The 26,225-nt window shown below is 58.2% G+C and carries 30 protein-coding genes; 24 read left to right on the top strand and 6 right to left on the bottom strand.

Going from position 1 to position 26,225, the window contains the following annotated elements; translation table 11 throughout:
- Nucleotides 1-17: 17 nt before the first annotated feature.
- On the top strand, nucleotides 18-776 hold the full coding sequence (locus OQ273_RS16640; protein ID WP_267991639.1) for a helix-turn-helix transcriptional regulator: 759 nt from the start codon (nucleotides 18-20) through the stop codon (nucleotides 774-776).
- Between the two features lie 17 nt (nucleotides 777-793).
- On the opposite strand, the gene OQ273_RS16635 is transcribed toward OQ273_RS16640, so the two are convergent.
- From OQ273_RS16635 to motA, 6 genes are all read right to left on the bottom strand, one after another.
- Complete coding sequence (locus OQ273_RS16635; protein WP_267991638.1) at nucleotides 794-1,261, bottom strand: hypothetical protein; 468 nt, start codon at nucleotides 1,259-1,261, stop codon at nucleotides 794-796.
- Nucleotides 1,262-1,394: 133 nt separating this feature from the next.
- A complete protein-coding gene (flhB, locus tag OQ273_RS16630) occupies nucleotides 1,395-2,486 on the bottom strand; it encodes a flagellar biosynthesis protein FlhB (RefSeq protein WP_267991636.1) in 1,092 nt (363 codons plus the stop codon).
- A gap of 52 nt (nucleotides 2,487-2,538) precedes the next feature.
- Nucleotides 2,539-3,579, bottom strand: coding sequence for a flagellar motor switch protein FliG (locus OQ273_RS16625; protein WP_267991634.1), 1,041 nt, complete (start codon nucleotides 3,577-3,579; stop codon nucleotides 2,539-2,541).
- Complete coding sequence (gene fliN, locus OQ273_RS16620; protein WP_267991632.1) at nucleotides 3,576-4,169, bottom strand: flagellar motor switch protein FliN; 594 nt, start codon at nucleotides 4,167-4,169, stop codon at nucleotides 3,576-3,578. The genes OQ273_RS16625 and fliN overlap by 4 nt, the downstream gene beginning before the upstream one ends.
- A gap of 64 nt (nucleotides 4,170-4,233) precedes the next feature.
- Nucleotides 4,234-5,178, bottom strand: coding sequence for a FliM/FliN family flagellar motor switch protein (locus OQ273_RS16615; RefSeq protein WP_267991630.1), 945 nt, complete (start codon nucleotides 5,176-5,178; stop codon nucleotides 4,234-4,236).
- Nucleotides 5,179-5,182: 4 nt separating this feature from the next.
- Nucleotides 5,183-6,061 (bottom strand): flagellar motor stator protein MotA, encoded by an 879-nt coding sequence (motA, locus tag OQ273_RS16610; protein ID WP_267991628.1) that lies wholly within the window; start codon nucleotides 6,059-6,061, stop codon nucleotides 5,183-5,185.
- 178 nt (nucleotides 6,062-6,239) lie between these two features.
- Here motA and OQ273_RS16605 point away from each other — a divergent pair, with 178 nt between their 5' ends.
- The 23 genes from OQ273_RS16605 to OQ273_RS16495 all read left to right on the top strand — a co-directional run bounded on the left by OQ273_RS16605 (nucleotide 6,240) and on the right by OQ273_RS16495 (nucleotide 26,110).
- Nucleotides 6,240-7,013: a DUF1217 domain-containing protein gene (locus OQ273_RS16605; protein WP_267991627.1), complete on the top strand. Its 774-nt coding sequence runs from the start codon at nucleotides 6,240-6,242 to the stop codon at nucleotides 7,011-7,013.
- A 10-nt stretch (nucleotides 7,014-7,023) separates the two neighbouring features.
- On the top strand, nucleotides 7,024-7,734 hold the full coding sequence (gene flgF / locus OQ273_RS16600) for a flagellar basal-body rod protein FlgF (RefSeq protein WP_267991626.1): 711 nt from the start codon (nucleotides 7,024-7,026) through the stop codon (nucleotides 7,732-7,734).
- A 34-nt stretch (nucleotides 7,735-7,768) separates the two neighbouring features.
- On the top strand, nucleotides 7,769-9,187 hold the full coding sequence (fliI, locus tag OQ273_RS16595) for a flagellar protein export ATPase FliI (protein ID WP_267991625.1): 1,419 nt from the start codon (nucleotides 7,769-7,771) through the stop codon (nucleotides 9,185-9,187).
- A complete protein-coding gene (locus OQ273_RS16590) occupies nucleotides 9,184-9,741 on the top strand; it encodes a flagellar protein (RefSeq protein ID WP_267991624.1) in 558 nt (185 codons plus the stop codon). The genes fliI and OQ273_RS16590 overlap by 4 nt, the downstream gene beginning before the upstream one ends.
- 141 nt (nucleotides 9,742-9,882) lie before the next feature.
- Nucleotides 9,883-10,260, top strand: coding sequence for a flagellar basal body rod protein FlgB (gene flgB, locus OQ273_RS16585; protein ID WP_267991623.1), 378 nt, complete (start codon nucleotides 9,883-9,885; stop codon nucleotides 10,258-10,260).
- 5 nt (nucleotides 10,261-10,265) lie between these two features.
- The gene (gene flgC / locus OQ273_RS16580; protein ID WP_267993122.1) at nucleotides 10,266-10,685 is read left to right on the top strand and encodes a flagellar basal body rod protein FlgC; all 420 of its coding nucleotides are present in this window, start codon (nucleotides 10,266-10,268) and stop codon (nucleotides 10,683-10,685) included.
- Nucleotides 10,682-11,014, top strand: coding sequence for a flagellar hook-basal body complex protein FliE (fliE, locus tag OQ273_RS16575; protein WP_267991622.1), 333 nt, complete (start codon nucleotides 10,682-10,684; stop codon nucleotides 11,012-11,014). The genes flgC and fliE overlap by 4 nt, the downstream gene beginning before the upstream one ends.
- An 11-nt stretch (nucleotides 11,015-11,025) precedes the next feature.
- A complete protein-coding gene (flgG, locus tag OQ273_RS16570; RefSeq protein ID WP_267991620.1) occupies nucleotides 11,026-11,811 on the top strand; it encodes a flagellar basal-body rod protein FlgG in 786 nt (261 codons plus the stop codon).
- Between the two features lie 12 nt (nucleotides 11,812-11,823).
- Entirely contained in the window at nucleotides 11,824-12,279 is a 456-nt protein-coding gene (gene flgA / locus OQ273_RS16565) for a flagellar basal body P-ring formation chaperone FlgA (RefSeq protein ID WP_267991618.1), read from the top strand.
- Nucleotides 12,276-13,382: a flagellar basal body P-ring protein FlgI gene (locus OQ273_RS16560; protein ID WP_267991617.1), complete on the top strand. Its 1,107-nt coding sequence runs from the start codon at nucleotides 12,276-12,278 to the stop codon at nucleotides 13,380-13,382. The genes flgA and OQ273_RS16560 overlap by 4 nt, the downstream gene beginning before the upstream one ends.
- On the top strand, nucleotides 13,379-13,924 hold the full coding sequence (locus OQ273_RS16555) for a MotE family protein (RefSeq protein ID WP_267991616.1): 546 nt from the start codon (nucleotides 13,379-13,381) through the stop codon (nucleotides 13,922-13,924). Before OQ273_RS16560 ends, OQ273_RS16555 begins: the two co-directional genes overlap by 4 nt.
- Entirely contained in the window at nucleotides 13,924-14,631 is a 708-nt protein-coding gene (flgH, locus tag OQ273_RS16550; RefSeq protein ID WP_267993121.1) for a flagellar basal body L-ring protein FlgH, read from the top strand. The genes OQ273_RS16555 and flgH overlap by 1 nt, the downstream gene beginning before the upstream one ends.
- Before the next feature lie 19 nt (nucleotides 14,632-14,650).
- Nucleotides 14,651-15,178 (top strand): flagellar basal body-associated FliL family protein, encoded by a 528-nt coding sequence (locus OQ273_RS16545; RefSeq protein WP_267991614.1) that lies wholly within the window; start codon nucleotides 14,651-14,653, stop codon nucleotides 15,176-15,178.
- Nucleotides 15,175-15,912 carry a flagellar type III secretion system pore protein FliP gene (gene fliP / locus OQ273_RS16540; RefSeq protein ID WP_267991612.1) on the top strand — a complete coding sequence of 246 codons (738 nt, stop codon included), beginning with the start codon at nucleotides 15,175-15,177 and terminating at the stop codon, nucleotides 15,910-15,912. The genes OQ273_RS16545 and fliP overlap by 4 nt, the downstream gene beginning before the upstream one ends.
- A 260-nt stretch (nucleotides 15,913-16,172) precedes the next feature.
- Nucleotides 16,173-17,144, top strand: a complete 972-nt coding sequence (locus OQ273_RS16535; protein ID WP_267991611.1) for a flagellin N-terminal helical domain-containing protein — start codon at nucleotides 16,173-16,175, stop codon at nucleotides 17,142-17,144.
- A 391-nt stretch (nucleotides 17,145-17,535) separates the two neighbouring features.
- Nucleotides 17,536-18,507, top strand: coding sequence for a flagellin N-terminal helical domain-containing protein (locus OQ273_RS16530; RefSeq protein ID WP_267991609.1), 972 nt, complete (start codon nucleotides 17,536-17,538; stop codon nucleotides 18,505-18,507).
- Nucleotides 18,508-18,808: 301 nt separating this feature from the next.
- Nucleotides 18,809-19,783, top strand: coding sequence for a flagellin N-terminal helical domain-containing protein (locus OQ273_RS16525; protein WP_267991607.1), 975 nt, complete (start codon nucleotides 18,809-18,811; stop codon nucleotides 19,781-19,783).
- Between the two features lie 189 nt (nucleotides 19,784-19,972).
- Nucleotides 19,973-20,632, top strand: a complete 660-nt coding sequence (locus tag OQ273_RS16520; protein ID WP_267991605.1) for a hypothetical protein — start codon at nucleotides 19,973-19,975, stop codon at nucleotides 20,630-20,632.
- A complete protein-coding gene (locus tag OQ273_RS16515) occupies nucleotides 20,629-21,930 on the top strand; it encodes a MotB family protein (RefSeq protein WP_267991603.1) in 1,302 nt (433 codons plus the stop codon). The genes OQ273_RS16520 and OQ273_RS16515 overlap by 4 nt, the downstream gene beginning before the upstream one ends.
- 5 nt (nucleotides 21,931-21,935) lie before the next feature.
- Entirely contained in the window at nucleotides 21,936-23,207 is a 1,272-nt protein-coding gene (locus OQ273_RS16510) for a chemotaxis protein (protein ID WP_267991601.1), read from the top strand.
- Nucleotides 23,200-24,654, top strand: a complete 1,455-nt coding sequence (locus OQ273_RS16505) for a flagellar hook-length control protein FliK (RefSeq protein ID WP_267991600.1) — start codon at nucleotides 23,200-23,202, stop codon at nucleotides 24,652-24,654. The genes OQ273_RS16510 and OQ273_RS16505 overlap by 8 nt, the downstream gene beginning before the upstream one ends.
- Nucleotides 24,611-25,168, top strand: coding sequence for a transglycosylase SLT domain-containing protein (locus tag OQ273_RS16500; RefSeq protein WP_267991599.1), 558 nt, complete (start codon nucleotides 24,611-24,613; stop codon nucleotides 25,166-25,168). Before OQ273_RS16505 ends, OQ273_RS16500 begins: the two co-directional genes overlap by 44 nt.
- A gap of 270 nt (nucleotides 25,169-25,438) precedes the next feature.
- Nucleotides 25,439-26,110: a response regulator transcription factor gene (locus tag OQ273_RS16495; RefSeq protein WP_267991597.1), complete on the top strand. Its 672-nt coding sequence runs from the start codon at nucleotides 25,439-25,441 to the stop codon at nucleotides 26,108-26,110.
- The last annotated feature ends 115 nt before the right edge of the window (nucleotides 26,111-26,225 follow it).

The following is a 26,225-nucleotide window of genomic DNA, read 5'->3' as shown; positions in this document are numbered from 1 at the left end:
TGTTTCGAGAAATTATTTTGTTCGTCAATAACGAGGGCGAGACGTTGGAGACGGCACTTAGAAAATCGGTCAATGACAATCTCGACGCTTGTCAGCCATGGCCAATGAAAACTGATAATGACCCCGAAGGGGCTTCGGATCTTGAGGACGCTGCACAGGAGTTGCGGACGATACTCGGGGCGGATGGATATGTCGTATGCCGGGTGAACCGTTTTGCCTCCAGCGACAGCCAGCGTGTATCGGTCGTGTTGAGTTCGCTCGACCGCGATATGCGCAAGACCGTGTCACAAGTCAGCGCAGCCATTGAAGCCCATATGGAATGGTCCTTGCTTCCGTTTACCTGGGCGGGCGAAACCGGTGGTACAGCGCAGGGTCCTTATGTTGAGGAACTTGCCGCGCACAAAACACCGATCGGTGGTGTCGGTTTCCCTGTAAAGCTGGGCATCATGGGCAATGGTTTTGCCCTGTTCTTCGGCTCGGATCTGGATTTGAGCGGTGATAGAGTGGTGGAATTCCATCGCGATATCTATCGCATCATGCGTGAATTGCTGGCACTGGATGTGCAGCGTATTTCACCGCATCAGAACCTCAATGACCGTGAACTTCAGTGCCTGCAACTGGCTGCGGATGGTCATAAGAGCGAAGCGATTGCCGAAGAGCTTTCCCTGTCCGTCCACACGGTGAACGCCTATCTCGGGTTTGCTGCAACCAAGCTGGATGCGGTCAACAGGATACAGGCGATCGCAAAGGCGATACGCCTCGGCCTGATCGGTTGATCAGGCGACCAAAGGGTTCAGTTTAACCGGGGCTCGCTTACGGCTGTCTGAACCGGGGCGGTTGAAATAAACTCGTTGAATGCACTGGCCCGCAGGCTTTCAGCAAGGAAAGCCGTGTTCTCGTCCGGATCGTCTGACGGATCATCAAACGAGATATGATTGATTTCGACCTGACCATGGCTTTCAAGCAGAGTCAGCCGCGCAAAAACCGTCATGCCTTCAGGTTTGAGCTCCAGATCAAGTGTCACTTCAGGCGTCGTACCCCAATCCAGACGATAATCTCCGCCGACCCCGAAATTGACGGTGCCAGGCTGGAAAAACAGTTCTGCCGCCGATGAGACAAGATCGGACAGATTGCTGTGGCATTCCAGTCGAAGCAGGGCGATCAGATCGGCGGCATCGATCAGCCGGAGTTCGCTGGCAACGGACCGGATCGCATGCGCGACGATTTCCTCGCGCTCCTTTGTATAGGGACAGACTCTCATATTGCCTCATGCCGTTTGACGGCTACACGGGCCGACCGGAGCGGGCGGGCTGTCGGTGGTGTCGCAGGCATCACGCCGCACGAAGAGCGTACCGTCACGGGTGACCGGTTTTGCGTTTTCAGATACATCTGTCTTATCTCGGGCTGTCCTGATTCATTGCTGTTGCCGATTTTGCATAGACGACATGGATTAGTTCGGCGACGGCCTTGTAGAAAGCCGGTGGAATGACGCTACCAACCGAAGCTTGTGCAAAGATGGAGCGGGCGAGCGGCGGATCCTCGAACACGGGGATGTCATTGCCTTCTGCAATTTCACGAATTTTCAGGGCGACAAGATCCTGGCCTTTTGCAACAACGACAGGCGCCTCGTCTTCCTCGCGTTTGTAGCGCAGGGCCACCGCATAGTGTGTCGGGTTGGCGATCACCAGGGTGGCGCGCGGCACATCGGAAATCATCCGTTGTCGCGCGCGGTCCCGCGCCAGGGAGCGCTGCCGTGCCTTGACGATCGGATCACCGTCGGTCTGCTTGATCTCATCCTTGAGTTCCTGCCGTGTCATCCGCAGCTCCTGGCGCCAGTGGTAGCGCGTCCACAAAAGATCGGCCATGGCCAGGACCGCGGTGGCAATCAGGATGATAACGAAGACCTTGCGTGCCAGCCGGGCCATGGTCTGCGGAACCGTAGCCGGGTCTGAGAACATACCCGTCAGGACCTCGAAATAGTCGCTCAGCATCGCCACGGCGACAATGGCCGAAATGACCAGGATCTTGGTGATCGATTTGGCGAAATCCACCAGACCCTGCGCACCGAACAGCCGCTTGAAACCCTTCTTGATCGAGACCCGCGAAAGCTGCGGCTTGACGCGTTCAGCTGCCGGGCGCGGAATGTTCTGCATAACGGAAGCCGCAATGCCGAAGACCATCATCAGGGCAAAGGCCGGCAACAGGAGATGGCTGACTTCCCAGAAGACATGGTTGAAGAGAGAAACCGCATCCTCACCGTTGGATAGGGATATCCGTGACGAGTTGGCGAAGAGGTCGGTCAGCGAAACGGTCAGATAGGAAGCGCCCGATGGCATGAAAAAAACGCAGAACACGAGGATTGCCATTGAGGAAGCGAAGATCGGCACCTCGCGGGAGAAGGGTATGTTTCCCTTCTCGACGGCATCGCGGATTTTTTTCTCGGTCGGTTCTTCTGTTTTGCTGTCCTTGTCCTGTTCTTCAGACATGCTTCAGATCCCGAACCATGGTTGCAGCAAACAAGCCGGTTGACGGGGCGCCTTACGCCGCCTCGCTTTCCTGCTCTTCTGTCAGTTCAATTTGCCCCTGTGAGGCCAGTCGAATGGCTTCCTGCGTGATCGAACGACGTGCGACGGCGATATCCCTTTGCGTGATATTGGGCATGTCTTCGCTCAAATCCGCTTCAATCATGCGCCGTTGCCGTGCACCGATCGACGACAGGACAGCTTCCTTCACCTCATCGCCCGCATTGCGCAATGCCACGGTAATCGTTTCGGCGCCCATATCATCCAACAGCGTGACACGGCTGCGCGCCGGCATTTCCACGATGTCGTCGAACAGGAAGACAAGCGGTTTGACGCGTGCGGCATCCTCGGAATTGATGCTCTCCAGTTCGGTCAGCAGGGCATCGACGACCGGTTTCTCAAGCTCGTTCATGAGATCCGCGACACGGTTTGTCGCCTCGTCGCCCTTTTGATCGTCGAGTTCCGAGACCATTTGCGAAACCCGCTGTTCGATAATCTCGGCAATCTTGGGATTGACGGATTTCATGTTCACGGCACGGTGGACAATATTGGCCCGGTTCTTTTCCGGAACCTCCAACAGGATCTTGGCTGCGAAGGAAGACGGCAGCATGGAAACGACATAGGCGATTGTCTGCGGGTGCTCATTGGTCAGGAAGCGGCCGATGAAGGCCGGATCCGTCTCCTGCAACTGGTCCCAGATCGAGGATTTGGTGCTGCCGGATGTCTTCCCTTCAGCCAAAAGGCCATCCAGCTCTTCAGGCTCCAGCCCCTCTTCCAGAATACCCTGCATTGCCTTGGCGTTGTCCATGAGACCGGTGCCCTCGGTGAACAGGTCTTCAAACTCGCTGACGACATCTTCAAGTTCCTGAGGCGGGATGCTGCGTAGCGATTGTGCGCTTGAGATGATGGTCTGCAGCTCGGTGGGAGAGAAGAATTTCAGCAGTTTGCCGGCCACGGGTTTGCCCATGGCAATCAGAATTGCGGCCGCCTTTTGCGACTTTGAAAGGGGTTGCCCCACCGCATTGCCGCCGGAAAGTTCCTCGTAGCCGTCCATCATTTGCCGGTGCCGAGGATTTCCGTAAGGCGGACGCCGAAGCGCGTCTCGTCCTCTTCCAGGACGGTGATCTCGCCATGCCCGATCATGCGTCCATTGACCATGATGTCCACCGTCTCGCCGATCTTCCTGTCGAGCGAGATCGTTGCTCCCTCGTCAAGGCTCATCAGATTGGACACCTTCATGCGCGTCTTGCCGAGAACGATTTGCACCTCGACGGGGATATCCATGATGATATCGGCATTGGCGACTGTTCCCGTCGCGCCGGTTGCGCCGGCGGGTGCGTCCGACGCGGACTGCGCTGCGAAATCGCCCCCGAAATCGGCTGAGCCGAGGCCGGCGTCCGGAGCCGATGGTTCGGATGCGTCCAGTCCGCCGGAGAAATCGGGCGCGTCCGCCCCGGCTGTTTCGGGAAAGTCGTCCATGGAAAAGTCACCGCCGCCAAAGGGTTGGTCTTCGCTTGCTTCAATATTCGCCGTGCCGGCGGCATCCTGTTCAAGGACACCGCGCAGGTCGTCGATGGCCTGGTCAATCTCTTCCTGGGGTTCTTCGTCGGCCAGACCTTCGTCCTTCATGGCCTTTTTGTCAGACATGGTCATGTGTCCCTTGCATCGTGTCGTCGTGCAGGATCGGTCCCCGAAGATGCCATCTCGTCCCTCATCCTGCGGCCAGTTCCCTCATAAGCTCTTGATCGTGTTTGTGTGGCTCCTGCACGCGAACGGTGTAGCGGTCGCCCGCTTTGCCGAATTCGCACCAGAAAAGCTGTTTGTCGCCGGCCGACAGGAGTGCGCGAACAGCGCCTTCGTCGGCAAACGGCAGAACGTCGCCGATCTGCAGGCGCGCGACATCACCAAGTGTTATCTCGCTCAGCGCAATCCGCGCATCAAGCAGGATATGCGACCGGCTGACCTGGGTCGTGAGCTTGGTCGCCCATTCCGGCCGCTCGCGCATAGGGGGTTTTTCTTCCTTGTGCTCGACGATCGTGGCTTTCAGGATCGGCCGTTGGGCGATAACGGCGCAAAACGGTGCCTTGATGGGCCCGACAGTCAATTCAAAACGCAGCATGATGCTTGGCGGGTCCGCTTCGTCTTCCAGCGGCTCGGGAAGTTCGGCCAGAGCACCGTCGGTAACGACGTCATCGGTCGGCGGTGACGCGATACCCATTCTCACACTGTCTGCGAGTTGGCGGAAGATGACGGTTGCGACATCGAGCTCGATGGCCGACAGTTCGCGTGGTTCAATCTTTGCATCGTCGGGGAGCGAGCCGCCCAGCATGCACTCCATGACGGCAATCACAAAAATGTTGCTGCCGCAAAGCGTGATGTCACTTGTCCACCCGCCGATCTGTGCGGCACACACGGTCACATGATCGGGAAACGAGCCCGTGAGTTCCGATTTGCTTCCGATCTCAAATGCGTCGAATTCGACTTCGATCGGTACGCCGATTGTTTCGGCGGCCTGCAGAGACAGCGACATGGCGGCCACTTCTGCAAGTGTCTCGCACTTCGTCTCCAGGGTTTCGCGGTCACCCGATTGGCCGATCATGCGTTGCAGAAGTGTTCGGTCAAACCCGCTATGTGTTTGGGGTGCTTCGTCAGCCATGATGTCAGGCCGCCTTTTCGCCGCCGCCCGAGCCGGGCGTCATCATTTCCTGCTCGACGGCATCGATGGACGGACGCTCGTAGGAAGAAATGGTTTTGCGGCCATGCTCCAGCGCGACCTGCGGAACCGAGCCGTTCATATAGGCCAGAAGCGTCTGCTTGACGATGACGTAGAGGCGGTTCTGCTTGTCCCTGACGAGCTTGATCTGAGCGGCGATCGGCCCAAGGACCGAGTAGGACAGAAAGATACCCAGAAACGTCCCGACCAGCGCGGCGCCGATCAGCGCGCCGAGAATTTCCGGCGACTGATCGATCGCGCCCATGGCCTTGATAACACCAAGAACGGCGGCGATGATGCCGATCGCCGGACAGGCATCGGACACCGTCACAATGGCATGGTAGGATTTGAGCTTGTCGTGCTCGATCGTGTTGATTTCTTCGTCCATCAGGGACTCGATCTCATGCGGCCTTGCATTGCCGATGATGATCAGTCGGACATAATCACATATGAATGCGGTCAGGTCCTTGTTCTTCAGAACGGACGGCGCCGTCTGGAAAATGCTCGATTCTTCCGGATTGTCGATATGGGCCTCGATTTCATTGCGCGATTTTGACCGCAGGTCGCGCATCAGCCCGTAGAGTACCGACAGCGTATCGAGATAATCACGCTCCTTGGGAACCGCAAAGCGAAAGGCCTCCCAAAGGGCTGTCCCGGAATCCTTGATGGTTTTCATGGGGTTGGCGACCAAGAAGCCGCCAAAAGCTGCACCGCCGATAATGACCAGTTCCCAAGGCTGCATGAGCACGCTGACATAGCCGCCCATGGCCATATAGCCACCGAGGATACATCCGAATGTCACGACGAGACCGATGATGATGTTCATTAGCGGGGCGACTCTATCCAGTGGAAGACGGCCATAGGGGTAAGTGCTCTGGCTTGCGTGAAGCTTGACCGCTGCAGCCAGGAAAGTTTCGCGCAAGGATATTTTTCTAGCTTGCCTGCAACCACCCTGGGCAGCATAGCGCGCGCTGTCGGATGAAACTGGGAGCGGGGCAGGACCGATGGTCACCACCTATATCAACTACCAGACGATTACCCGGGACCTGGACCGGTCGATTGAAATGGTCAAACAACAGCCCGTGACGGCTCGTGAGACGGAGTATTATCTCGAAAACATAAGCAGCGCGAAGACGATCGACGATTTCATGTCCAATGACCGTCTGTACAACTACGCGCTCAAGGCGCACGGGCTGGAGGAGATAGCCTATGCCAAGGCGCTGATCAGAAAAGCGCTGACAGAGGGGATCGATGATCCCAATTCCTTCGCGAACCAACTCAATGACAAACGCTATCGCGAGCTTGTCGAGACCTTCAACTTCGTTCGCCACAACGAGATCACGACCATTTTTACCGCTGCCCAGCAGGGCACAGTCGACAAATATCTGCGTCAGACGCTGGAACAGAATGCGGGCGCGGACAATGAAGGTGTTCGACTGGCGCTTTATTTTGAGCGCAACGCGCCGACAATCACCAACGCCTTCGAGATTCTCGCCGACCCGGCTCTCGCCATTGTCGCGCGGACGATTTTGAGCCTGCCGCCCGAGTTTGCCGGCACCAATATCGACAAACAGGCCGAGTATTTCGAGGAAAAGATCGATTTTACCGATTTCAGCGATCCTGAAAAACTCAACAAGCTGCTGCAACGGTTCACCAGCCTTTGGGAGCTGGAGAACCCCAGCACCACAGTGACCGCGGCCTCGCTTTTCAGCTCATCGTCGGCCGGCATCTCGTCTGATCTCATGCTGGCGATCAACAACCTCAAACTCGGCGGTTAGGGCAGGATCAATGCAATCATCCCTTTATGTCGCGCTGTCATCCCAGATCGCGCTTGTGAACCGGCTCAATACACTTGCCGACAATGTCGCCAATGCGAGCACGGTCGGCTACCGGCCCACCGAAATCCGTTTCGAATCGCTGATGAATGAAGGCACGGCTTTCGTATCCGACGGCGAAACCTATCTGTCGTCGGTTGGCGGGGGCATGACCCAAACGGAAAGCCTGCTTGACTTCGCGGTGCAGGGTGACGGCTGGTTCGCCATCGAGACGCCGGCCGGCATGACCCTGACGCGCGACGGGCGCTTCACCATGTCCGAGGCGGGTGAACTGGTCACCTTGAACGGTTACCCTGTGCTAGATCCGGGCGGGGCTCCGATCCAGCTCAACGGCAATGCCGAACCGCCAAAGGTTTCCCGCGACGGCATTATCCGCCAGGAGGGCGCGATTGTCGGCTCGATCGGTGTGTTCACCGCAGACCTTGAACAAGGTTTTGTGCGGTTCGAAAACAGCGGGGTTGTCCCCGCCGGTGAACCGGAACCGGTGGTCGACCAGACGAATTCCGGCGTGCTTCAGGGGTATCTGGAATATTCCGGTGTGAACGCCATGGCCGAAATGAGTCGCCTCATTATGGTCACCCGCGCATTTGAAAGCACCGCAAGCCTCGTCAAGAAGAGTGAGGGAACCCTTGATGAGGCGATAAGAACGCTCGGGGCGGTCTGATGGGCGCTGCCACGCTGCAACGGGCCGCGATTGAATGAACGAACAGGTGTCTTCGCCCGAACACGGCAGCCGCCGCCAATCCAGCACGCTTGAAGCGCTGGAGCGGCTGGTCAGCCGCTTTTCAAGTCCCGATGAGCTGGTGCGTCGCGGCGGGCTCGTCACCACCATTACGCCGAACAACTATCAGGTGTCCGGGCTGTCGCCCTATGTCTGCCTCGGCGACTATGTCGAGCATCACGGCCAGGCGGGCGTCACTCTTGGGGAAGTGGTCAAGGTCGAGCCGGAGGTTGTCATCGTCTGCCCCGTCGAACGCGGTGAGGCGATCGCCATCGGTGATCCGGTGATCCGTTTCGGGGCGTTCCGCATTGCGCCGGATGAAGCCTGGTGCGGACGCACTGTCAATGCGCTCGGTCAGCCGATTGACGGTCAGGGCCCTCTGGAGCCGGGCAAGCGGCGGCGTGCCGTCGCGGCCGACGCGCCGGCCTCCATGAGCCGTCAGCGGGTCAACCAGCCCTTGAAAACGGGCATCAAGGCGATCGATATATTCTCGCCGCTGTGCCTCGGCCAGCGCCTTGGTGTGTTTGCCGGCTCCGGCGTCGGCAAATCGACGCTGCTTGCCATGCTGACGAGAGCTGAAGCCTTCGACCGCGCCGTGGTTGCGCTGGTTGGTGAACGGGGCAGGGAGGTTCGCGAGTTCATCGAAGACACGCTTGGCGAACAGATGAAGAAATCGGTGGCCGTTGTCGCCACGAGCGATGAAAGTCCCATGGTCCGCCGCATGGCGCCGATGACGGCGATGGCGATCGCCGAATATTTTCGTGACAAGGGCGAGAATGTATTGCTGGTCGTCGACAGCATAACCCGTTTTGCCCATGCCATACGCGAGGTCAGTGTTGCATCCGGTGAACTGCCGGTGGCCCGGGGTTATCCGGCCACCGTGTTCACCGAGTTGCCGAGATTGCTGGAACGGGCCGGCCCGGGTGGTGCCGGGGCGGGTTCTATTACCGCCATTGTTTCGATCCTCGTTGACGGCGACAATCACAACGATCCGATCGCCGATTCCACCCGGGGTATTCTGGACGGTCATATTGTTCTGGACCGCGCCCTCGCCGAGGAAGGACGCTATCCGCCGATCAGTCCGCTCGCATCCATTTCGCGGCTTGCGCGGACCGCTTGGGAACCCGATGAGGAGAACCTTGTCATCCGGTTGCGCGCCCTGATCCAGCGTTTTGAGGAAACAAAGGATTTGCGGCTTCTGGGCGGTTACCGGCCCGGAGCGGATGCCGAGCTGGATATGGCGGTTCGCCAGGTCCCGGTCATCTATGACGTGCTCAAACAGCAACCGGGCGACAGGCTTTCCGGCGATGCCTTTGCGGATCTCGCCGATGCGATGAAACGGGCGGCCGCGGAGCAGCAGGCCGAACAGGCCGGTGCACAGGCGGGCAATGCATGACCAAAGCAGAACTGAACGAAGAGACCGAACAGGCCGGGGTTGAGGACCGAAAACCGGATCCCGACAGGACAGACCGTGTGCTCATCTCTGTGGGGCTCGTGCTGGCAGCCTTTGCGGCGTTCTTTCCCTGGTATGTCTTTCTCAATCAGGACCAGTTCGGTGTCCGGCCCTACACGCTGTCATCCGAACGAGACCTGCCCGGTATTGCCGGGCGAAGCGTCGTCAGCGTGTCGCCGCTTGCAATTCCCGATTCAGGCGATTCCGATGAATTCGATTTCGATTCCATTACCACCGCGACCATCACGCTCGATGGAAACGAGGGTGACAACGAAGCCGATCCGGAAGAAGGTCCGGCGCAGGCCTTTCCCGGTTACAAACCGGTGTTTCGCCTGCTCCATGTCGTGAACGGACGGGCGCTCATTGAAGACGGAAATGGTGTTTATATGGTGCGCGTTGGCTCGATCCTTCCCGATGACAGCCGCCTTGCCACACTCGAGCAGCGGGACGGGCGCTGGGTGATCGTAACCTCCGACGGAGATGTCATCGAGCGCTAGATCAGCCCTGTCGCCCTTTGTTGAGGGCCGGTTCTCGGCCTGTTTGCGATGCGTCCTGACGCGCAATTGTGTGTGTTATCGTCCGGGCGTAAGTCCCGCGCAAGATTGACTTCCTAGTTTGCTCCCGAAAGGGAGAATCGGATGCAGCCGATCCAGCTTTTTGAACTCGCGTCGAGCCAGGCGCATTGGTTGTCGGTGCGCCAGAGCGTGGTCGCCGGCAACATAGCCAATGTGAACACCAACGGCTACGCCGCGAAGGAAGTCGATCCATTCGAGACGGTTCTTCAGTCCACAGGCAGCTCGATGGCCGCGACCCATCCCGCGCATTTCAGGGAAGATTCCTTGCGTAGCGCCGTACACAGCGCCGGTTCCGGCGGCATCGAAGCGGAATCGAACGGCAACAAGGTTGTCCTTGAAGAAGAACTGATCAAGGCGGGCGAAATCCGGCATTCATTTGAGCTCAATGTCGGTATCGTCAAATCTTTCCACCGCATGATGCTGGCGACGGTGCGCAAATGACGGTGATGGATCCACTTTCAGCGGCGATGAAGACCGCGGCATCGGGACTTGAGGTCCAGTCAACCCGTCTTCGGGTCGTATCGGAAAACATGGCCAACGCCCAGGCAACGGCGACCGAGCCGGGCGGTGATCCCTATCAGCGCAAGACGGTCTCTTTTGTGTCCGAGCTGGATGCTCTGACTGGCGCATCGATGGTGCGCGTTGAATCTGTCGGCCGCGATACGGCGGCATTCACGGTCGAATATGATCCGTCTCACTCGGCTGCCGATGAAAACGGCATGGTCAAGCTTCCAAATGTCAACATTCTCATCGAGATGGCCGATATGCGCGAGGCCAACCGGTCCTATGAGGCCAATCTTCAGACCATCAAGCAATCCCGCAAGCTTATCTCCATGACCATAGATCTGTTGAGGGTCTCCACGTGATTGACGCAGTCAGCTCCGCAGCCGTTACCTCTCTGACCCGCGAAGCCGGAAATACGGCAGCGGCTGCATCACCAGCCGTCGTCGCTCCCGGCAAGGCCACGGCGACGCAGGAATCCGAATTTGCATCCATGCTTTCCAGCATGGTTGCAGACATGACCGCCACGATCCGGCATGGCGAACAGATGTCCATGAAGGGCATCAACGGTGAGGCCAATACCAAGGAAGTCGTCGATGCGGTCATGAGCGCGGAGCGGACGCTTCAGACGGCGCTGGCCGTCCGCGACAAAATCGTGACCGCTTATCTTGAAATCAGCCGCATGCCCATCTGAGGAGGCCCGCAATGAAAGCCTTGGCCATCGCTGCAACCGGAATGAACGCCCAGCAGCTTAATCTTGAGGTGATTGCCAACAACATCGCCAACATCAACACCACCGGCTTCAAGCGGGCGCGGGCGGAGTTTTCCGATCTACTCTACCAGGTCGAAAAGGCCCAGGGCGTACCCACAAGCGCCAACCAGGCCATTGTGCCGGAGGGGGCCTATGTCGGCCTCGGTGTGCAGACCACAGCCGTCCGCAACGTCCATGTACAAGGCTCGCTGGTCAACACCGGAAACCGTTTTGATCTTGCGCTTGTCGGGCGAGGCTGGCTCCAGGTTCAAAACACCGATGGTGAGACGCTCTATACGCGCTCGGGCGCCTTGAACACCAACGCGGATGGCGAAATTGTCACCACAGACGGTTATCTTCTGGAGCCGGCGATCATCATTCCTGAAGGCACAAGCGAGGTCGTGATCAGCAAGTCCGGACAGGTCTTTGCCCGCGAGGGTGACGGCGCCGATCTGGAGGAAGTCGGACAGATCACCATCGCCAATTTCGTCAATGAAGCCGGGCTTGCCCCGCTTGGAGACAATCTGTTCCAGGCAACAGAGGCCTCCGGTGAAGCGACAGTCGGTGTACCCAATGACCCTGGCTTCGCATCGATCGAACAGGGCTATCTGGAAACCTCGAATGTCGACGCCGTGAAGGAAATCACGGATCTGATTTCAGCCCAGCGGGCTTACGAGATGAACTCGAAGATCATCAAGGCTGCCGATGAGATGGCCGCGACGGTCTCAAGAAACATGTAGTGGGACACTGAAATGATCTGCCGGACCGTTTTCGCCGTTGCCGCTCTGCTCCTTGCGGGCGTGTGGGGTGCGACTGCTGCTGAACCGGTGGCGGTCATTCCCAAGGGCATCATCTACCCCGGACAGATCGTCGAGCCGCACATGCTCGAGATCGTGCCGGTGACCAACCGCAACATCCGGCGGGACTACGCATCTTCCATGGAACAGGTCGCCGGAATGATCACGCGCCGCACGCTGTTGCCGGGGCGGGTTATACCCGTTTCCTCCGTGCGCGAGCCCTATGCCGTTGAGCGCGGTTCGGTAGTCACCATGGTGTTTTCCCGCGACGGCCTGACCATCACGGCACCGGGCAGTCCGCTCAACAATGGTATGGTCGGCGATTTTGTCCGCGTACGCAATGTCGGCACGGGTGTGACGGTATCCGGCACGGTCATGGCGGACGGTACGATCAGGGTCGTTGAAAAATGATTGCTTTGCGCCTTGTTCCGGCAATCCTTTTGAGCCTGCTGCTGGTGCTGCCGGCTTCTGCCGCTTCGCGGATCAAGGATGTGACCTCGCTGCAGAGTGCGCGTCAGAACCAGCTAATCGGTTATGGCCTGGTGATCGGATTGCAAGGCAGTGGCGACAGCGCCGGCAGGTCACCGTTCACGGAACAGTCCGTACGGGCCATGCTGGAGAATCTGGGGATAGCGACCGAGGGTGAGCGGGCGCGGGTCAACAATGTTGCCGCTGTTATCGTGACCGCCGATTTGCCGCCATTCTCAAGCGTCGGATCGCGCATTGACGTGTCCGTATCGTCCATGGGCGATGCGACGTCCTTGCGCGGCGGAACACTGGTCATGACACCGCTTTCAGCCGCCGACGGGCAGATTTACGCCGTTGCACAAGGTTCCGTGATCGTTTCCGGATTTACCGCTGCCGGCGACGCCCAGACATTGACACAAGGTGTTACCACAGCGGGAAGGGTCCCGGGCGGCGCCATCATCGAGCGCGAGATACCGATGCGGTTTTCGGACAATGAGCATCTCGTATTCCAATTGCGCAATCCCGACTTTTCCACGGCGGTTTCGATCGCCGATGCAATCAACCGGCACACCGGAAAGCAATATGGGGGCATGCTGGCGCAGGCCGATGATTCGGCAACGGTGCGTGTCTCAAGGCCGAAACATGTCACCTTGCCAAGGTTCGTCGCCGAGATTGAACGTCTGACCGTTGAAACCGACACGCCGGCCCGCGTGGTCATAAACGAACGCAGCGGCACAATTGTCATGGGCCATGACGTGCGTGTTTCAAAGGTCGCCGTCAGCCACGGCACGCTGACAATCCGGGTAACCGAGATGCCTGTCATCTCCCAGCCGTTGCCATTCAGCGGAGGTGTGACGGCGGTGGAACCTTTGACCGATATCCAGGCGATGACAGAGGGCGGACAGGTCGCCATTCTCAATGGCCCGAACCTGCAGACGCTGGTTGCAGGCCTCAACAGTATCGGCGTCCGGCCCGACGGCATCATTTCAATTTTACAGGGCATCAAATCGGCCGGTGCCCTCCAGGCGGAGCTCGTATTGCAATGAGCAAAGGCGTAATGACACTTACCAGAAAATGCGCGGCCACGGTGCTTGCGCTCTCGACCGCGGTTGGTCTTTGGGGGCTTCCGCTGTCGCACGCGCTGGCCCAGAGCCCTCAAACCGAGGCGGTGCCGACGGAGATATCCGACGAGATCAGGGCGTTCTGCACAAATATCGCCGATGCGGCCCGGGACCAGCGCTATGTGCTTCAGAAAAAGGAACTCGAAGCGCTGCAGGCCGACATCGAGGACCGGATCGCGGTTCTGGAAAAGCGCCGTGCCGAATATGAGCACTGGCTGAAGCTGCGGAATGATTTTCTGATCAAGGCAGAAGGCGGTCTTGTTGAAATCTACAAGAACATGCGCGCCGACTCGGCGGCTGAGAAGCTGGAACTGGTGGATATCAATATCGCAGCTGCGATTGTCATGAAGCTGAGGCCGCGCCTGGCAAGTCAGATTCTCAATGAAATGGATGCCGAGACCGCGGCCAACCTAACCAGTATCATCGCAAGTGCCGCTGATACCAACCTCCCGGAACAACCCTCATGATGCGTTTTCTCTTTCCCGTCGCATTGTGTTTCCTGATGGCTGGTTGCAGTTCGTCCGTCATGAAAGACATCGGGCGGGCACCGTCAATGAGCCCTGTCGGCAGTGGCTTGCGCTACGGTGAAACGCCTCAGATGGCGCTTTATCCCAAACCGCCGCGCAAGCCCGGTGCCGGCTACTCGCTTTGGACCGACGCACAAAGCGCTTTGTTCAAGGATCCGCGTGCCATGACGGTCGGCGATATCCTCACAGTCAATATTGCCGTCAATGACAGGGCGACGTTTGACAATGCGACCGACCGTAACAGGACCAACTCAAGCGGCATCAACGCAGGCGGCAATTACAGTGTGAACGGTGCCGGCTCGCAAGGTCAGTTCGGTCTGAATTTCGGCTCCAACACGAACACGGCAGGCAAGGGCAAGACGGCCCGCTCTGAAAGGCTGGAATTGCGGGTCGCGGCTGTTGTCACAGGGGTGCTGGACAACGGCAATCTGGTCATAAGCGGCTCGCAGGAGGTGCGCGTCAATTATGAAATGCGGATCCTGAATATTGCCGGCATCGTCCGTCCGCGGGACGTCGACGCAAGAAACACCATTGCCTATGAGAAGATCGCCGAGGCCAGGGTTTCCTATGGCGGCCGGGGTCGGTTGATGGAAGTGCAGCAGCCGCCGGTCGGGCAGCAGATCGTGGATATATACTCACCAATCTAGAAGCGGGACACAAGGTGACATGACGACACCTGAAGAAAAGAAGAAGGGCGGCTCCCTAGTCATGACGATTGTGGCGCTGCTTGTCCTGACCGGGGTCGCCGGCGGTGGCGGCTGGCTCGTCGGTTCGATGGTTGGCAACCAGATGGCGACCGACATACAGGCTGAGGCTGACCCGGTATCGCCGCTTGAGGCCATGGCTGCGAAAGAAAACGGGGACAATGGCGACGGCAAGGATGGCGAGGGTGCAGAGGCCGTCCCGATGACGCCGCAGACGCTGACGCTGGCTCCGATAACCACAAACCTTTCCTACCCGTCAGACAGTTGGGTGCGGGTCGAGGTCGCGCTTGTCTTTGACGCCGCCCCGGATCCGGCGCTGGCGGAAACAATCCACCAGGACGTCATGGCCTATATGCGTACGGTCTCTCTTCAGCAGATTGAAGGACCGCGCGGCTTCCAGCATTTGCGTGACGACCTATCCGAACGGGCCGCCATACGTTCCGACGGCCAGGTTTCCAACGTACTCTTCAGGACCTTCTTGATCGAATGATACGATTCTTACTTGCAACGCTTGCCATGATGGCATTGGTTGCGGTGGCCGAGGCCCAGACCCTCGATCCCGGAGTGCTCACCCAGCCCGTAGACGGTTCGGTCGCGAGCTGGATCATCCGCACATTCGGCTTGCTGACCGTGCTGTCGGTTGCGCCGGGCATCCTCATCATGGTGACGAGCTTCCCGCGCTTTGTCATCGCCTTTGCAATTCTGCGCACCGGGATGGGGCTGCAAACGACGCCGGCCAACCTGATATTGATCAGCCTTGCACTGTTCATGACATTCTATGTTATGGCGCCGACATTTGATCGCGCCTGGGAAAGCGGCATCCAGCCGCTGATCGAAAACCAGATCGATGAGGCCGAGGCGTTTGAGCGCATTGGTGATCCGTTCCGCGACTTCATGCTGGCAAATACGCGCGACAAGGATCTCAATCTCTTTGTCGATCTGGCGGCAGAACGCGGCCAGCCGGTTTCAACGGGAGACAAGGTGGATCTGCGTGTCCTTATTCCAGCCTTCATGATCTCCGAAATCCGTCGCGGTTTCGAAATAGGTTTCCTTGTCGTTTTGCCATTCCTCGTGATTGACCTCGTTGTCGCCACCATCACCATGTCGATGGGCATGATGATGCTTCCGCCGACGGCCATCTCCCTGCCATTCAAGATCATGTTCTTTGTCCTGATCGATGGCTGGAATCTGCTGGTGGGAAGCATGGTGCGCTCCTTTATATGACGCTGTCCCGGCCGTTTGTGTTGGCAAGGGTTGTGTTTACACTTTGCTAACCATGAGCGTCGGTTGATTCTGCTGATGCGCCCTCGGCCGGGCGGAATTAGGTATTTCGTAACTGCTGGCTGCGAGTGTGCCCGCAGCATGACGGTAGGGTCTTCGACGGAATATCGGGCGACCAAGGGCATGATGCCGCACCGCCATTACCGGTAGTAAAGTCCGGTATGTCCCTTTTTTGTATCGGGTAATCCGAGGGACAATTCCAGATGACAAGCATCAATACAAATGCCGCCGCTATGTCGGCTCTTTCCACCCTGCGTTCGATCAATTCCGAGATGGAAGCAACGCAAGGTCGTATCTCTTCCGGCCTGCGGGTCGAAAACGCTTCTGACAACGCTGCCTACTGGTCCATCGCGACCACCATGCGCTCCGACAACAAGGCTCTGTCCACTGTCGGCGACGCGCTCGGCCTGGGCGCTGCCAAGGTCGACGTTGCCTATACCGGTCTGAACAGCGCCATTGACGTTGTGAACGAGATCAAGGCCAAGCTGGTTGCTGCAACGGAATCTTCGGTCGACAAGACCAAGATCAACTCCGAACTGACCGAACTGAAGAACCAGCTCCGTTCGACGGCCGAATCGGCTTCGTTCAGCGGTGACAACTGGCTTCTGAACACGGATGCGGCCGCTGCCGGTACCGCTCAGATCACGGCTTCCTTCAACCGTGCCTCGGACGGCAAAGTTTCGATCGGCACCCTTGATGTGGACGTCAGCAGCACGATCCTGATCGACACCGAAAACGCCGGTCGCGGAATTCTGACCGCTGATGTTGATGCGGATGCATTGCTTGCCACGCCGACAGGTACAGCCGCCAACTACTTCCTGATCGATGCGTCTTCGTCGACGGCCGCTGCCGCTACCGGTACGGAGATCGCATTGTCGGCAACGACCACCGAAGCTGAGGTCAACGCCATGCTTCGTGTTGTCGACAACATTATCAGCAACCTGACGGATGCGGCTTCGGGTCTCGGTGCCATTCAGAAACGCGTCGACATGCAGAATGAGTTTGTGTCCAACCTGATGGATGCCATCAGCCAGGGTGTTGGCCGTCTGGTCGATGCGGATATGAACCAGGAATCGACGCGGCTCAAGGCTCTGCAGACACAGCAGCAGCTCGGCATCCAGTCCCTGTCGATCGCCAACAACAGCTCGCAGGGTGTACTCCAGCTCTTCCGTTAAGAGTATGGGTCACAATTAAGACTGAGCTTTCTGCGGGTGGCCGGATCGGCCACCCGTTTCAGTTGATCTTAGTCCACGACATATTCAGCTCGGTGAAACGTCGCATCCTTAAGGGATTGCGGCGTTTTATTCGTTTGTGCGGGCGCGCGCAGCAGCGGGTTTGAATGGTTAATAACCAGTTAAGTGTAAGAAATCATTAACTAAAAAAATTAGATAAGTGGCCCGGTGTTCAGGATTGATTAACCTTAATGATGTGTTGTTACGGGTGACGAATGACGGACCGGGTCGTGCCTTAGCGAAGGCAGACCCCAGGTGAGCATGATGCGACACCGTCGTTGCCGGTCTTAACTCCGGCATGTCCCTTAAAGTCCACTGTCAAAAGGGGCAGACAATGACGAGCATTATGACGAACACCGCTGCGATGGGCGCCCTGGCCACCCTGCGCAGTATCAATATGGAAATGGAAACGACGCAGGCGCGTGTCTCCTCCGGTTTGCGGGTTCAAGCCGCCGCCGACAATGCGGCCTACTGGTCCATCGCGACAACCATGCGCTCCGACAACAAGGCGCTCGGTACCGTTGGCGATGCGCTCGGCCTCGGTGCCGCCAAGGTCGATGTCGCCTATACCGGTCTTAACAACGCCATCAAGGTTGTCGACGAGATCAAGGCCAAACTGGTTGCGGCCACGGAATCGTCGGTCGACAAAACCAAGATCAACTCTGAACTCGCAGAGCTGAAAAACCAGCTCCGCTCCACGGCTGAATCAGCCTCCTTCAGCGGCGAAAACTGGCTCTATAATACGGATGCAGCCGGTGTCGCCACGGCCCAGATCGTTGCCTCCTTCAACCGGGCAGCTGATGGCAAGGTGACCGTCGGAACACTCGATGTTGACGTCACGGCGACAATCCTCATCGATACGGCAGATGCAAGCCGTGGTCTGTTGACGGCTGACGTCGATGCCGATGCTCTGCTTGCAACGCCAACGGGTACAGCCGCCAACTACTTCCTGATTGATGCCTCGGCATCGACAGCTGCTGCTGCGACCGGTACCGAAATCGCGCTGTCGGCAACCACGACCGAAGCTGAAGTCGGCGCCATGCTGCGTGTTGTCGACAATATCCTTGAAAACCTGACCGACGCGGCCTCCAGCCTTGGCGCGGTCAAGTCCCGCGTGGATATGCAAAATGACTTCGTCAGCACGCTGATGGATGCGATCACCAAAGGTGTCGGCCGTCTGGTCGATGCGGACATGAACCAGGAATCGACGCGGCTAAAGGCTCTGCAAACACAGCAGCAGCTTGGCATTCAGTCCCTGTCGATCGCCAACAACAGCTCTCAGGGCGTACTCCAGCTCTTCCGGTAAGAGATGGATATCCGGTCCGATAGATCGGGCCGGCTTCGCCAGTCCTGGCGAACTCAAACAGCCAATAACCACCCGGACCGCGCCGCTTTTGTGGCGCGGTTTTTTGTTCGCGAGTGTAAGATTTAACAGGTTGCTAATGGGATTAAGAGTCTGTTAACCATGTTCTTAGTAGTTTTGTTAACGAATGGTGAGTTGACCCGGTTCTGAACCGTGTCAGCGGTCATGATGAAAATCGCCATCGCCGGCCATGAAGATCCGGCATGTCCAATACTGATTCTGGTTTTCGACAGGGACTGTCCCGATGACGAGCATTATGACGAACGCCGCCGCGATGGCGGCTCTGCAAACTCTCCGTAACATCAATATGCATATGGAGACGACGCAAGCGCGTGTTTCATCCGGGTACCGGGTTGAAAACGCTGCTGACAACGCGGCCTACTGGTCCATCGCGACAACCATGCGCTCCGACAACAAGGCATTGTCTACGGTCAGTGATGCCATCGGTCTCGGCGCCGCCAAGGTCGACGTCGCCTATACCGGTCTGAACAATGCCATCAAGGTCGTTGACGAGATCAAGGCCAAGCTGGTCGCCGCCACGGAGCCGGCCGTCGACCGCGTGAAAATCAACTCCGAACTCACCGAGTTGAAGAATCAGCTTCGTTCAACGGCTGAATCGGCGTCCTTCAGCGGCGAGAACTGGCTGTACAGTACGGCTGTCGGGGGAGCCGGCACGGCTCAGATCGTCGCCTCGTTCAACCGCTCTTCGGACGGCAAGGTTTCCGTCGGGACGCTTGATGTCGATGTGAGCGCGACCGTTCTGATCGATACCGACAGCGCCGCCCGCGGGCTTTTGACAGGCGATATTGACGCAGACGCGTTGCTTGCAGCGCCGACCGGCACGGCCGACTACTACTTCCTGATTGATGCAGCCGCAACAACGGCGGGGGCCGCAACCGGCACCGAGATCGCCCTGTCTGCTACCACAACCGACGCTGAAGTCAGCGCCATGCTCCGCGTTGCCGACAACATTCTTGAAAGCCTGACGGATGCGGCATCCAGCCTTGGTGCGGTCAAGTCGCGCGTCGACATGCAGAATGATTTTGTCAACACGCTGATGGATGCCATAACCGAGGGTGTGGGTCGTCTGGTGGACGCCGATATGAACCAGGAATCGACACGCCTGAAAGCACTGCAAACGCAGCAGCAGCTCGGTATCCAGGCCCTGTCGATCGCCAACAACAGCTCTCAGAACATCCTCGCCCTCTTCAGGCAGTAAGAGCTGACCCATAGGTCGCGGGCCGAACCCGTGACCACAGGCCAGGATTTTTGGACAAGCCGGTACGCAACGCGTGCCGGCTTTTTCATCACCCTCGCACAAGTTTCGGCTTCTATCCTTTCACCGACAGAAAATCTCAGAATGCTTTAGCGATTCCGCATGATGGGGCCGATCCCGGAGACAAAAGGCATGGCAGTTGCGATAGAGCGCTATCTGAAAGACTTCGGCAAGCCTGAACCATATGTATTGGCCGATGAACCGGACATTTTTCCCGCGCGTCCGGAACCGGTATCATCTGTCGTCGAAACGGTGCCTCAGCCAGTGCACACCGCCGCGGCGATTGATATCGAAGGCGAACGGGCGGCCGCCTTTGAACAGGGCAAACGCGAAGCCACGCAAGCGCTCCTTGCAACGCACGAGCAGGAACTCGAAGGCGAGCGGGGCCGGCACCGCGATGAAGTCAACGAGTTGCGCACCCGATATGAGCAGGATTTCTCAACAGCACTCGCCACGCGATATGATACGCTTTGCAACGATTTGGTCGAGACAATAGGTGCTCAGGTAACACGCGTTCTTGCGCCGGTGTTTGAACAGGCGCTGACGACGCAAATGGTCGAATCCCTCGCCGAAACCATCCGGCAGTGCCTGAAGGACAAATCCGCGACAACCAAAACTGTCAGTGGTCCGGCATCGGTTTTCGAGGCGTTGAGGGAGCGGCTTGGCGACGACGCGGCGCTGATGGAGTTCGTTGAAAGCGAAGAATTCGATCTGACCATCCACATTGACGACGCGGTACTGTGCACGCGCCTGTCGAAATGGGCCGACCGTCTGCGTGAGGTGCTTCCGTGACGGATTCGCAATCCACCCATCATTCCGGCGGTGAGATCATCATCGTCAAGAAACGCAAATCAGGTGAGCACGGTCACCATGGCGGGGCGTGGAAGATCGCCTATGCCGACTTCATGACCGCGATGATGGCGTTCTTCCTGGTCATGTGGCTGATCAATGCAGCCAATGACGAGACCAAGGCGGCCGTCGCCAGCTATTTCAATCCCATCAGGCTCACGGACAACAAGCCGGCCGAGCGGGGCCTCAAACAACAGGATGAGGCAAGCGTCGGTGATGAAGTCGAGTTCCTGTCCGATAGTCAGGAGGCGGGCTACAAGGCCGGCCAGATGACCGGTGGCGGCGACGATATCGACTCGGCCGCCGGCGAAGAATCGCAATACTCCGACGCGGACTTTTTTGAAAATCCCTATTCGGTCCTTTCCGAAATTGCCCTGGAGACGGGTCGGCAGAAAAATGTCAGCGCTGCCGGAGACGGTGGTGCGAATATGTCCGGACCCGCGACAGGCGCCTCGGGCGGGGAGGCCTACCGCGATCCGTTCGATCCGGATTTCTGGTCGAAATCGGTGGACATAGAAACCTCTTCAGACATCACCGAGACCGGGGTCGAGCGCACCATTCCGCGGGCCGAAACGAACGATGCGATCAAGCAGGCGCTTGAAGCAGCCGGCGCAGGGCTTGCAGCCCTTGAGCAGTCGCAGGATGAAGAGCAGGAGGCGAGTGACGCCAAAACCGGCAGATTGACGGCGGAAGGTCAATCCGACGCCGAGGAACCAGGCGAGCCTCTGACTGAAGAGCAGCAAGCCGAACGCGAGAAGCAGGAAGTCGATCCAGAAGAACAGGAGGCCGGCGAGTTCAAGGAAAGCATCGAAACCGCCCTGGCAGAGGAACAGATCCAGCTGGGCGAGGGGCTGACAGTCGCACCGGTGGATGGTGGGTTGCTGGTCTCGCTGACCGACGAACTGAAGGGCGGCATGTTCAATGTCGGGTCTGCGGTGCCAAAGCGCGACATGGTGCTGGCGATGGAAAAGATCGGACAGCTTCTCGCCGAGCGGGACGGCACCGTAATCATTCGCGGTCACACCGATGCGCGTCCATTTGCCCGTGCCGACAATGACAACTGGAAACTGTCGATGGCACGCGCCCATAGCGCCTTTTTCATGCTGGTGCGCGGAGGTCTTGATGAGAAACGCATCAAGGAGGTGTCCGGTCAGGCCGACCGCAGGCTCAAGATTCCGGAAGATCCTCTGGCCGATGCCAACCGCCGCATCGAGATACTGATACAACGGCCGGCGGGTTGACGGCTATGAAGGCAAAGCTGCGACAGGCTTGTTTCTCCTGCGCTCAGGCCCTTGTGTGCCTATCGGTTGTCGTGATGGGCATCGTGATGGGAACGCCGGCCAACGGCCAGGCGCTTCAGGATGTTGCACCGCTACCGCCCTACAAGTTCGTAAGGTCGCTGCAATATGTTCAGGACTCCGTCGTACTGGGCGATCATTCGGCTGGCGAGGTTCAGCGCCATCTTCTCAAGATTGTCGACAGCAGCCTGCGCGAGGCCGACAAGCAGATTTTCGAGGACGAACGCAATGTCGACGCCGCACTGATTTATGCCATGAGCGGCGGCAATCCACAGACACTTGCCCATCTGGTCGAAAGGGATGAGGACGGCCATTTTGACCGTCGCCTGACCGATGCGCTTACGATCTATTTCTCCGGTGCTCCGGAAAAGGCGCAACCGATGTTGCTGAAGCTGCTCCCGGAATATTCGCAAACGCGGATCGGCGCCTATATGATCCTGGTCGCCGCCAATGTGACCGCCACCAGAAATGAAATCGAAGCTCTCAATCTCTTCGATCGTGCACGCCTTGTCGCGCCTGGAACGATTATCGAGGAATCCTCCCTTCGCCGCGCCACGCATATTGCCTCGCGTGTCGGAGACATTGATCGCTCGCTTGACAATGCGGAACGCTATGTGCGGCGCTTTATTCATTCGCCCTATGCCAGCCAGTTTGTCGACATTTTTGTCCATGCCATTGTCTTGCATTCCGATGCGGCGGACAGGCAGCGTATCGATTACATCTTGTCCCTGATGGACTTGCCGCGCCAGCGGGAGATCTATCTGCGCATGGCCCGTATGAGCACCATCGCAGGCAAGGAGGAGATTGCGCTGCTAGCCGCGTCCCGGGCAGAAGCCCTTTCGGGAGAAAAACGCGACGTAGTCCGCGACCTTGCCGGGTTTTACGCAGGTATAGCCAAAGTCCCGACCAGCAATATTACCGAAGCAATCGAGGCGATGACATCCATACCGGACCACAAGCTGTCGGAGCGCGATCTCGCTTTGCGCGAGGCGGCAAAGACGATAGCCAAACAGGTGACCGCGCCACCGGATCTGACGTCGCTGGAGGAGCTGATGGTGCCGGCAATTGCGCCGGCCGGTGACCCTGCAGTCCGTGCGGATGCGGAGACCGAGCAGGGCGAAGAAGATCCCGAAGCCAGCATGCACGGTAGTTTTATGGCGTCCAAGCGCGAAAAATTGATGAATATCGATACTCTGTTGAACGAGGAAAGCAATGAATAGCAACCCGATGTCAGGTCCAGCCAAGGGCGCCGCCGACACGGTGGCATTCGCCGGCAAAGACAGACCGAAGGGCCACAAAGCTTTGCCAGCAGAAGATGATCAGGGGCGCACATTCGGTGCCGCCGTGGTTGAAGCCGGCAAAAAGAGCGCGGGCAAGGCAAAGGGTCTTGCCACCGGCATCAAGGCGGATGCGGAAAACATTGCTGCCGGCGGCCCGGCCGTCAGGCCGGAGGGATTGCAAAAAGGCGAGCGGCCTTCTCTTTCCCGCCCGATCGAGCTTCCTGTCCTTCGCAAATCCATGCCGGGCGAAGCTGCTGCGAAAACCGATGACAATTCGGCGCAGGTCACGGCTGTTCAAGCGGGCGGCGAGGATCTCCCCGTTGATGCAAAGACCGCCGACATGCCGGAAAACCAGCCGGCAACCAAAGAACAAGTCCTGCAGGAAGCCAGGCCCATAGAAGCAGCGGGAGCCGAGACTGATAATCCGACACCGGCACAAAGGGCGGAAAAGTTGACCGTCGAAGCTGCCGTAACCCGCCCATCTGCGGCGGAGCAGGCGGCAGGCGCCATGGCTGTCCAGGCCTCGCCGGCGCGCCAGCACAATGGCCGCTCCGGTGAGGCAGCAAATCAGGCGAATACCAACACGGCCCTTGCGTCGAATGCCGGTACCCCGGAGCGTGATGTGCAGCCGCATGTCGCGCCGCGCGATGCGAGTGCCCGCGGTGAGCAGAACGCAGGCCATACGGGCAATGGAAAACCCGGACCTGATATATTCGGTTTCGCTGCTGAACGACAGGCATCGAAATTCAGCGGCACGGCGATGCCGCAGCCGGCGGCTGACGCATCTCCCACGCCGTCGCCGAGCACCGTCACAGTGGTTGAGGCGCGCCAGTTCGTGGGCCTTTCAGTGACCCAGTCAAGCGCGGCCTCGGTTGTCAACGCGATTGCCAGTGAAGGCCAGTGGGGATCGGCGTTGCGCGGTACTGAATCAGTCTCCGCAACCACTTTGAACGCCACGCAAAATACGGTGAATACGCTGAAGATTCAGCTCAAGCCGGCAGAGCTCGGCGCCGTCGACGCAACACTGAAACTGTCCGGTGGGCGCCTGGTTGTTGAGCTCAATGCGCAAACGCTCGAGGCCTACCGGCATCTGTCGGATAGTCAGCAACATATCCTCAAATCACTGAAGGGACAGGGATATGCGGTCGAACAGATTTCCGTCCAGCATACGGTGCAGGATCGGGGCGTTACTCAGCAGTCTTCGCAATCAGCGGGCCTTGGCACCGGTGACAGTGCGAACCAGTCGGGTCAAAACAGCTCAGCCGACAATGGTGGGGGCAGCCGCCCGGGCCGTCAGGAAGAACACGCTCATGGTGACCGCCCGGCCGGCCACGAAGCTGCCGATGACGATCCGCACCGCGTTGTTTCTGACGCTGTTTATCTCTAGCGCATCTGTTGCTTACGCAAGCGCTTGCGAGCGTCACATTGCTGCGGCCGCTAAAAGGCACGGTGTTCCGGTCGGGATTTTATATTCGGTCGGGCTGACCGAGACCGGCCGCAAGGGTTCGCTCCACCCCTATGCGCTCAATATCGAGGGCAAGGCTGTTTTTGCCCGCAACCTGTCCGAGGCACTCAAAGCATTTCACGCGGCGCGGCGCGATGGTCGCACGTTGATTGATCTCGGCTGCATGCAGGTCAATCACTACTATCACCGCGATCAGTTCGCAGATCTCGCAGCCATGCTGGACCCGGCGCGCAATGTCGATTATGCGGCGAAATTTCTGGCCCGGTTGCGCGGGCGCCATGAGAGCTGGACGATGGCCGTTGCCCGATATCATGCCGGTCCGGACAACGATCCGGCGCAAAGGAAATATGTTTGCCGTGTCATAAAGAACCTTGTTGCGACCGGTTATGGCCGTTGGACGGCGCAGGCTAAGGCGTTCTGTAAATACAACCTATAATAGCAGTTTGCGTAAATCGGCAGGCTCGAACGAAATGTGTCACCGCAATGGCTTGTCAATACACGAATGTTAACTTCGTTGGAACATTCATTAACATTCCCACAGGAAATATGCACTTATCCACAGAGTAACACAAGATGTAGTAGCAAATCGGGGTCACCACCGCGATCAACTACAAAAAATCATCATTAACTTTCTATAATTGTCGAAGATTCTGCGCTTTCGTTACCAATTGTTTAACGGGGATGTAAGGTGATTCGGGGCGGAACGATGATCGTAGTGGTTGATGAGAGGGAATTGGTGACAGAGGGCTATACGTCCCTCTTCGGCAGGGAAGGCGTTCCGTCCGCCGGGTTCGATCCGGACGAGTTCGGTGAGTGGGTCCACACGGCGGCGGATTCAGACATCGATGCGGTTGAAGCCTTTCTGATCGGCCAGGGCAGTGACAATATGGTGTTGCCACGGGTTATCAGAGATCGGTCCAAGGCTCCTGTGATTGCTGTGAGTGACAAACCGTCGCTCGACACCACGCTGGCCTTCTTCGACTGTGGTGCCGATGACGTTGTCCGCAAACCCATTCACCCACGTGAGATCCTTGCAAGGGCCGCTGCCATCCGGCGCAGGCTTGAGCCTGAGCAGGAATACACGCAGATCGGCCAGATCCGCGTCTATTCCGACGGGCGCGATCCCGAGATTGACGGTCAGCCTTTTCCACTGCCGCGTCGCGAAAGGCGCATTCTGGAATACCTTGTCGCCAATCGCGGCCGCCGGGTCACCAAGGCGCAGATATTCAATGCCATCTACGGCATCTTTGATGATGATGTCGAAGAAAACGTTGTCGAAAGCCATATCAGCAAGCTTCGCAAGAAACTTCGCATGCGGCTCGGCTTCGACCCCGTCGATTCAAAGCGGTTCCTCGGTTACCGCATAGACTGGCAGTAAGCGGATTATGGCGGAGGCCCTTTCATGCGTCCGCCTTCAAACGAAACGCCGCATCGGCTCCCGTTCGCCACCAGCCTTTAGCCAGCTTCGCGCAAGCCTGCCGAACTACCCTGAC

Origin of the sequence: Hoeflea prorocentri, from assembly GCF_027944115.1 — a bacterium.
GTDB lineage: Bacteria > Pseudomonadota > Alphaproteobacteria > Rhizobiales > Rhizobiaceae > Hoeflea_A > Hoeflea_A prorocentri.
The sequence above is the reverse complement of the archived record's forward strand: the minus strand, read 5'-3'. Positions and strand labels throughout refer to the sequence as shown.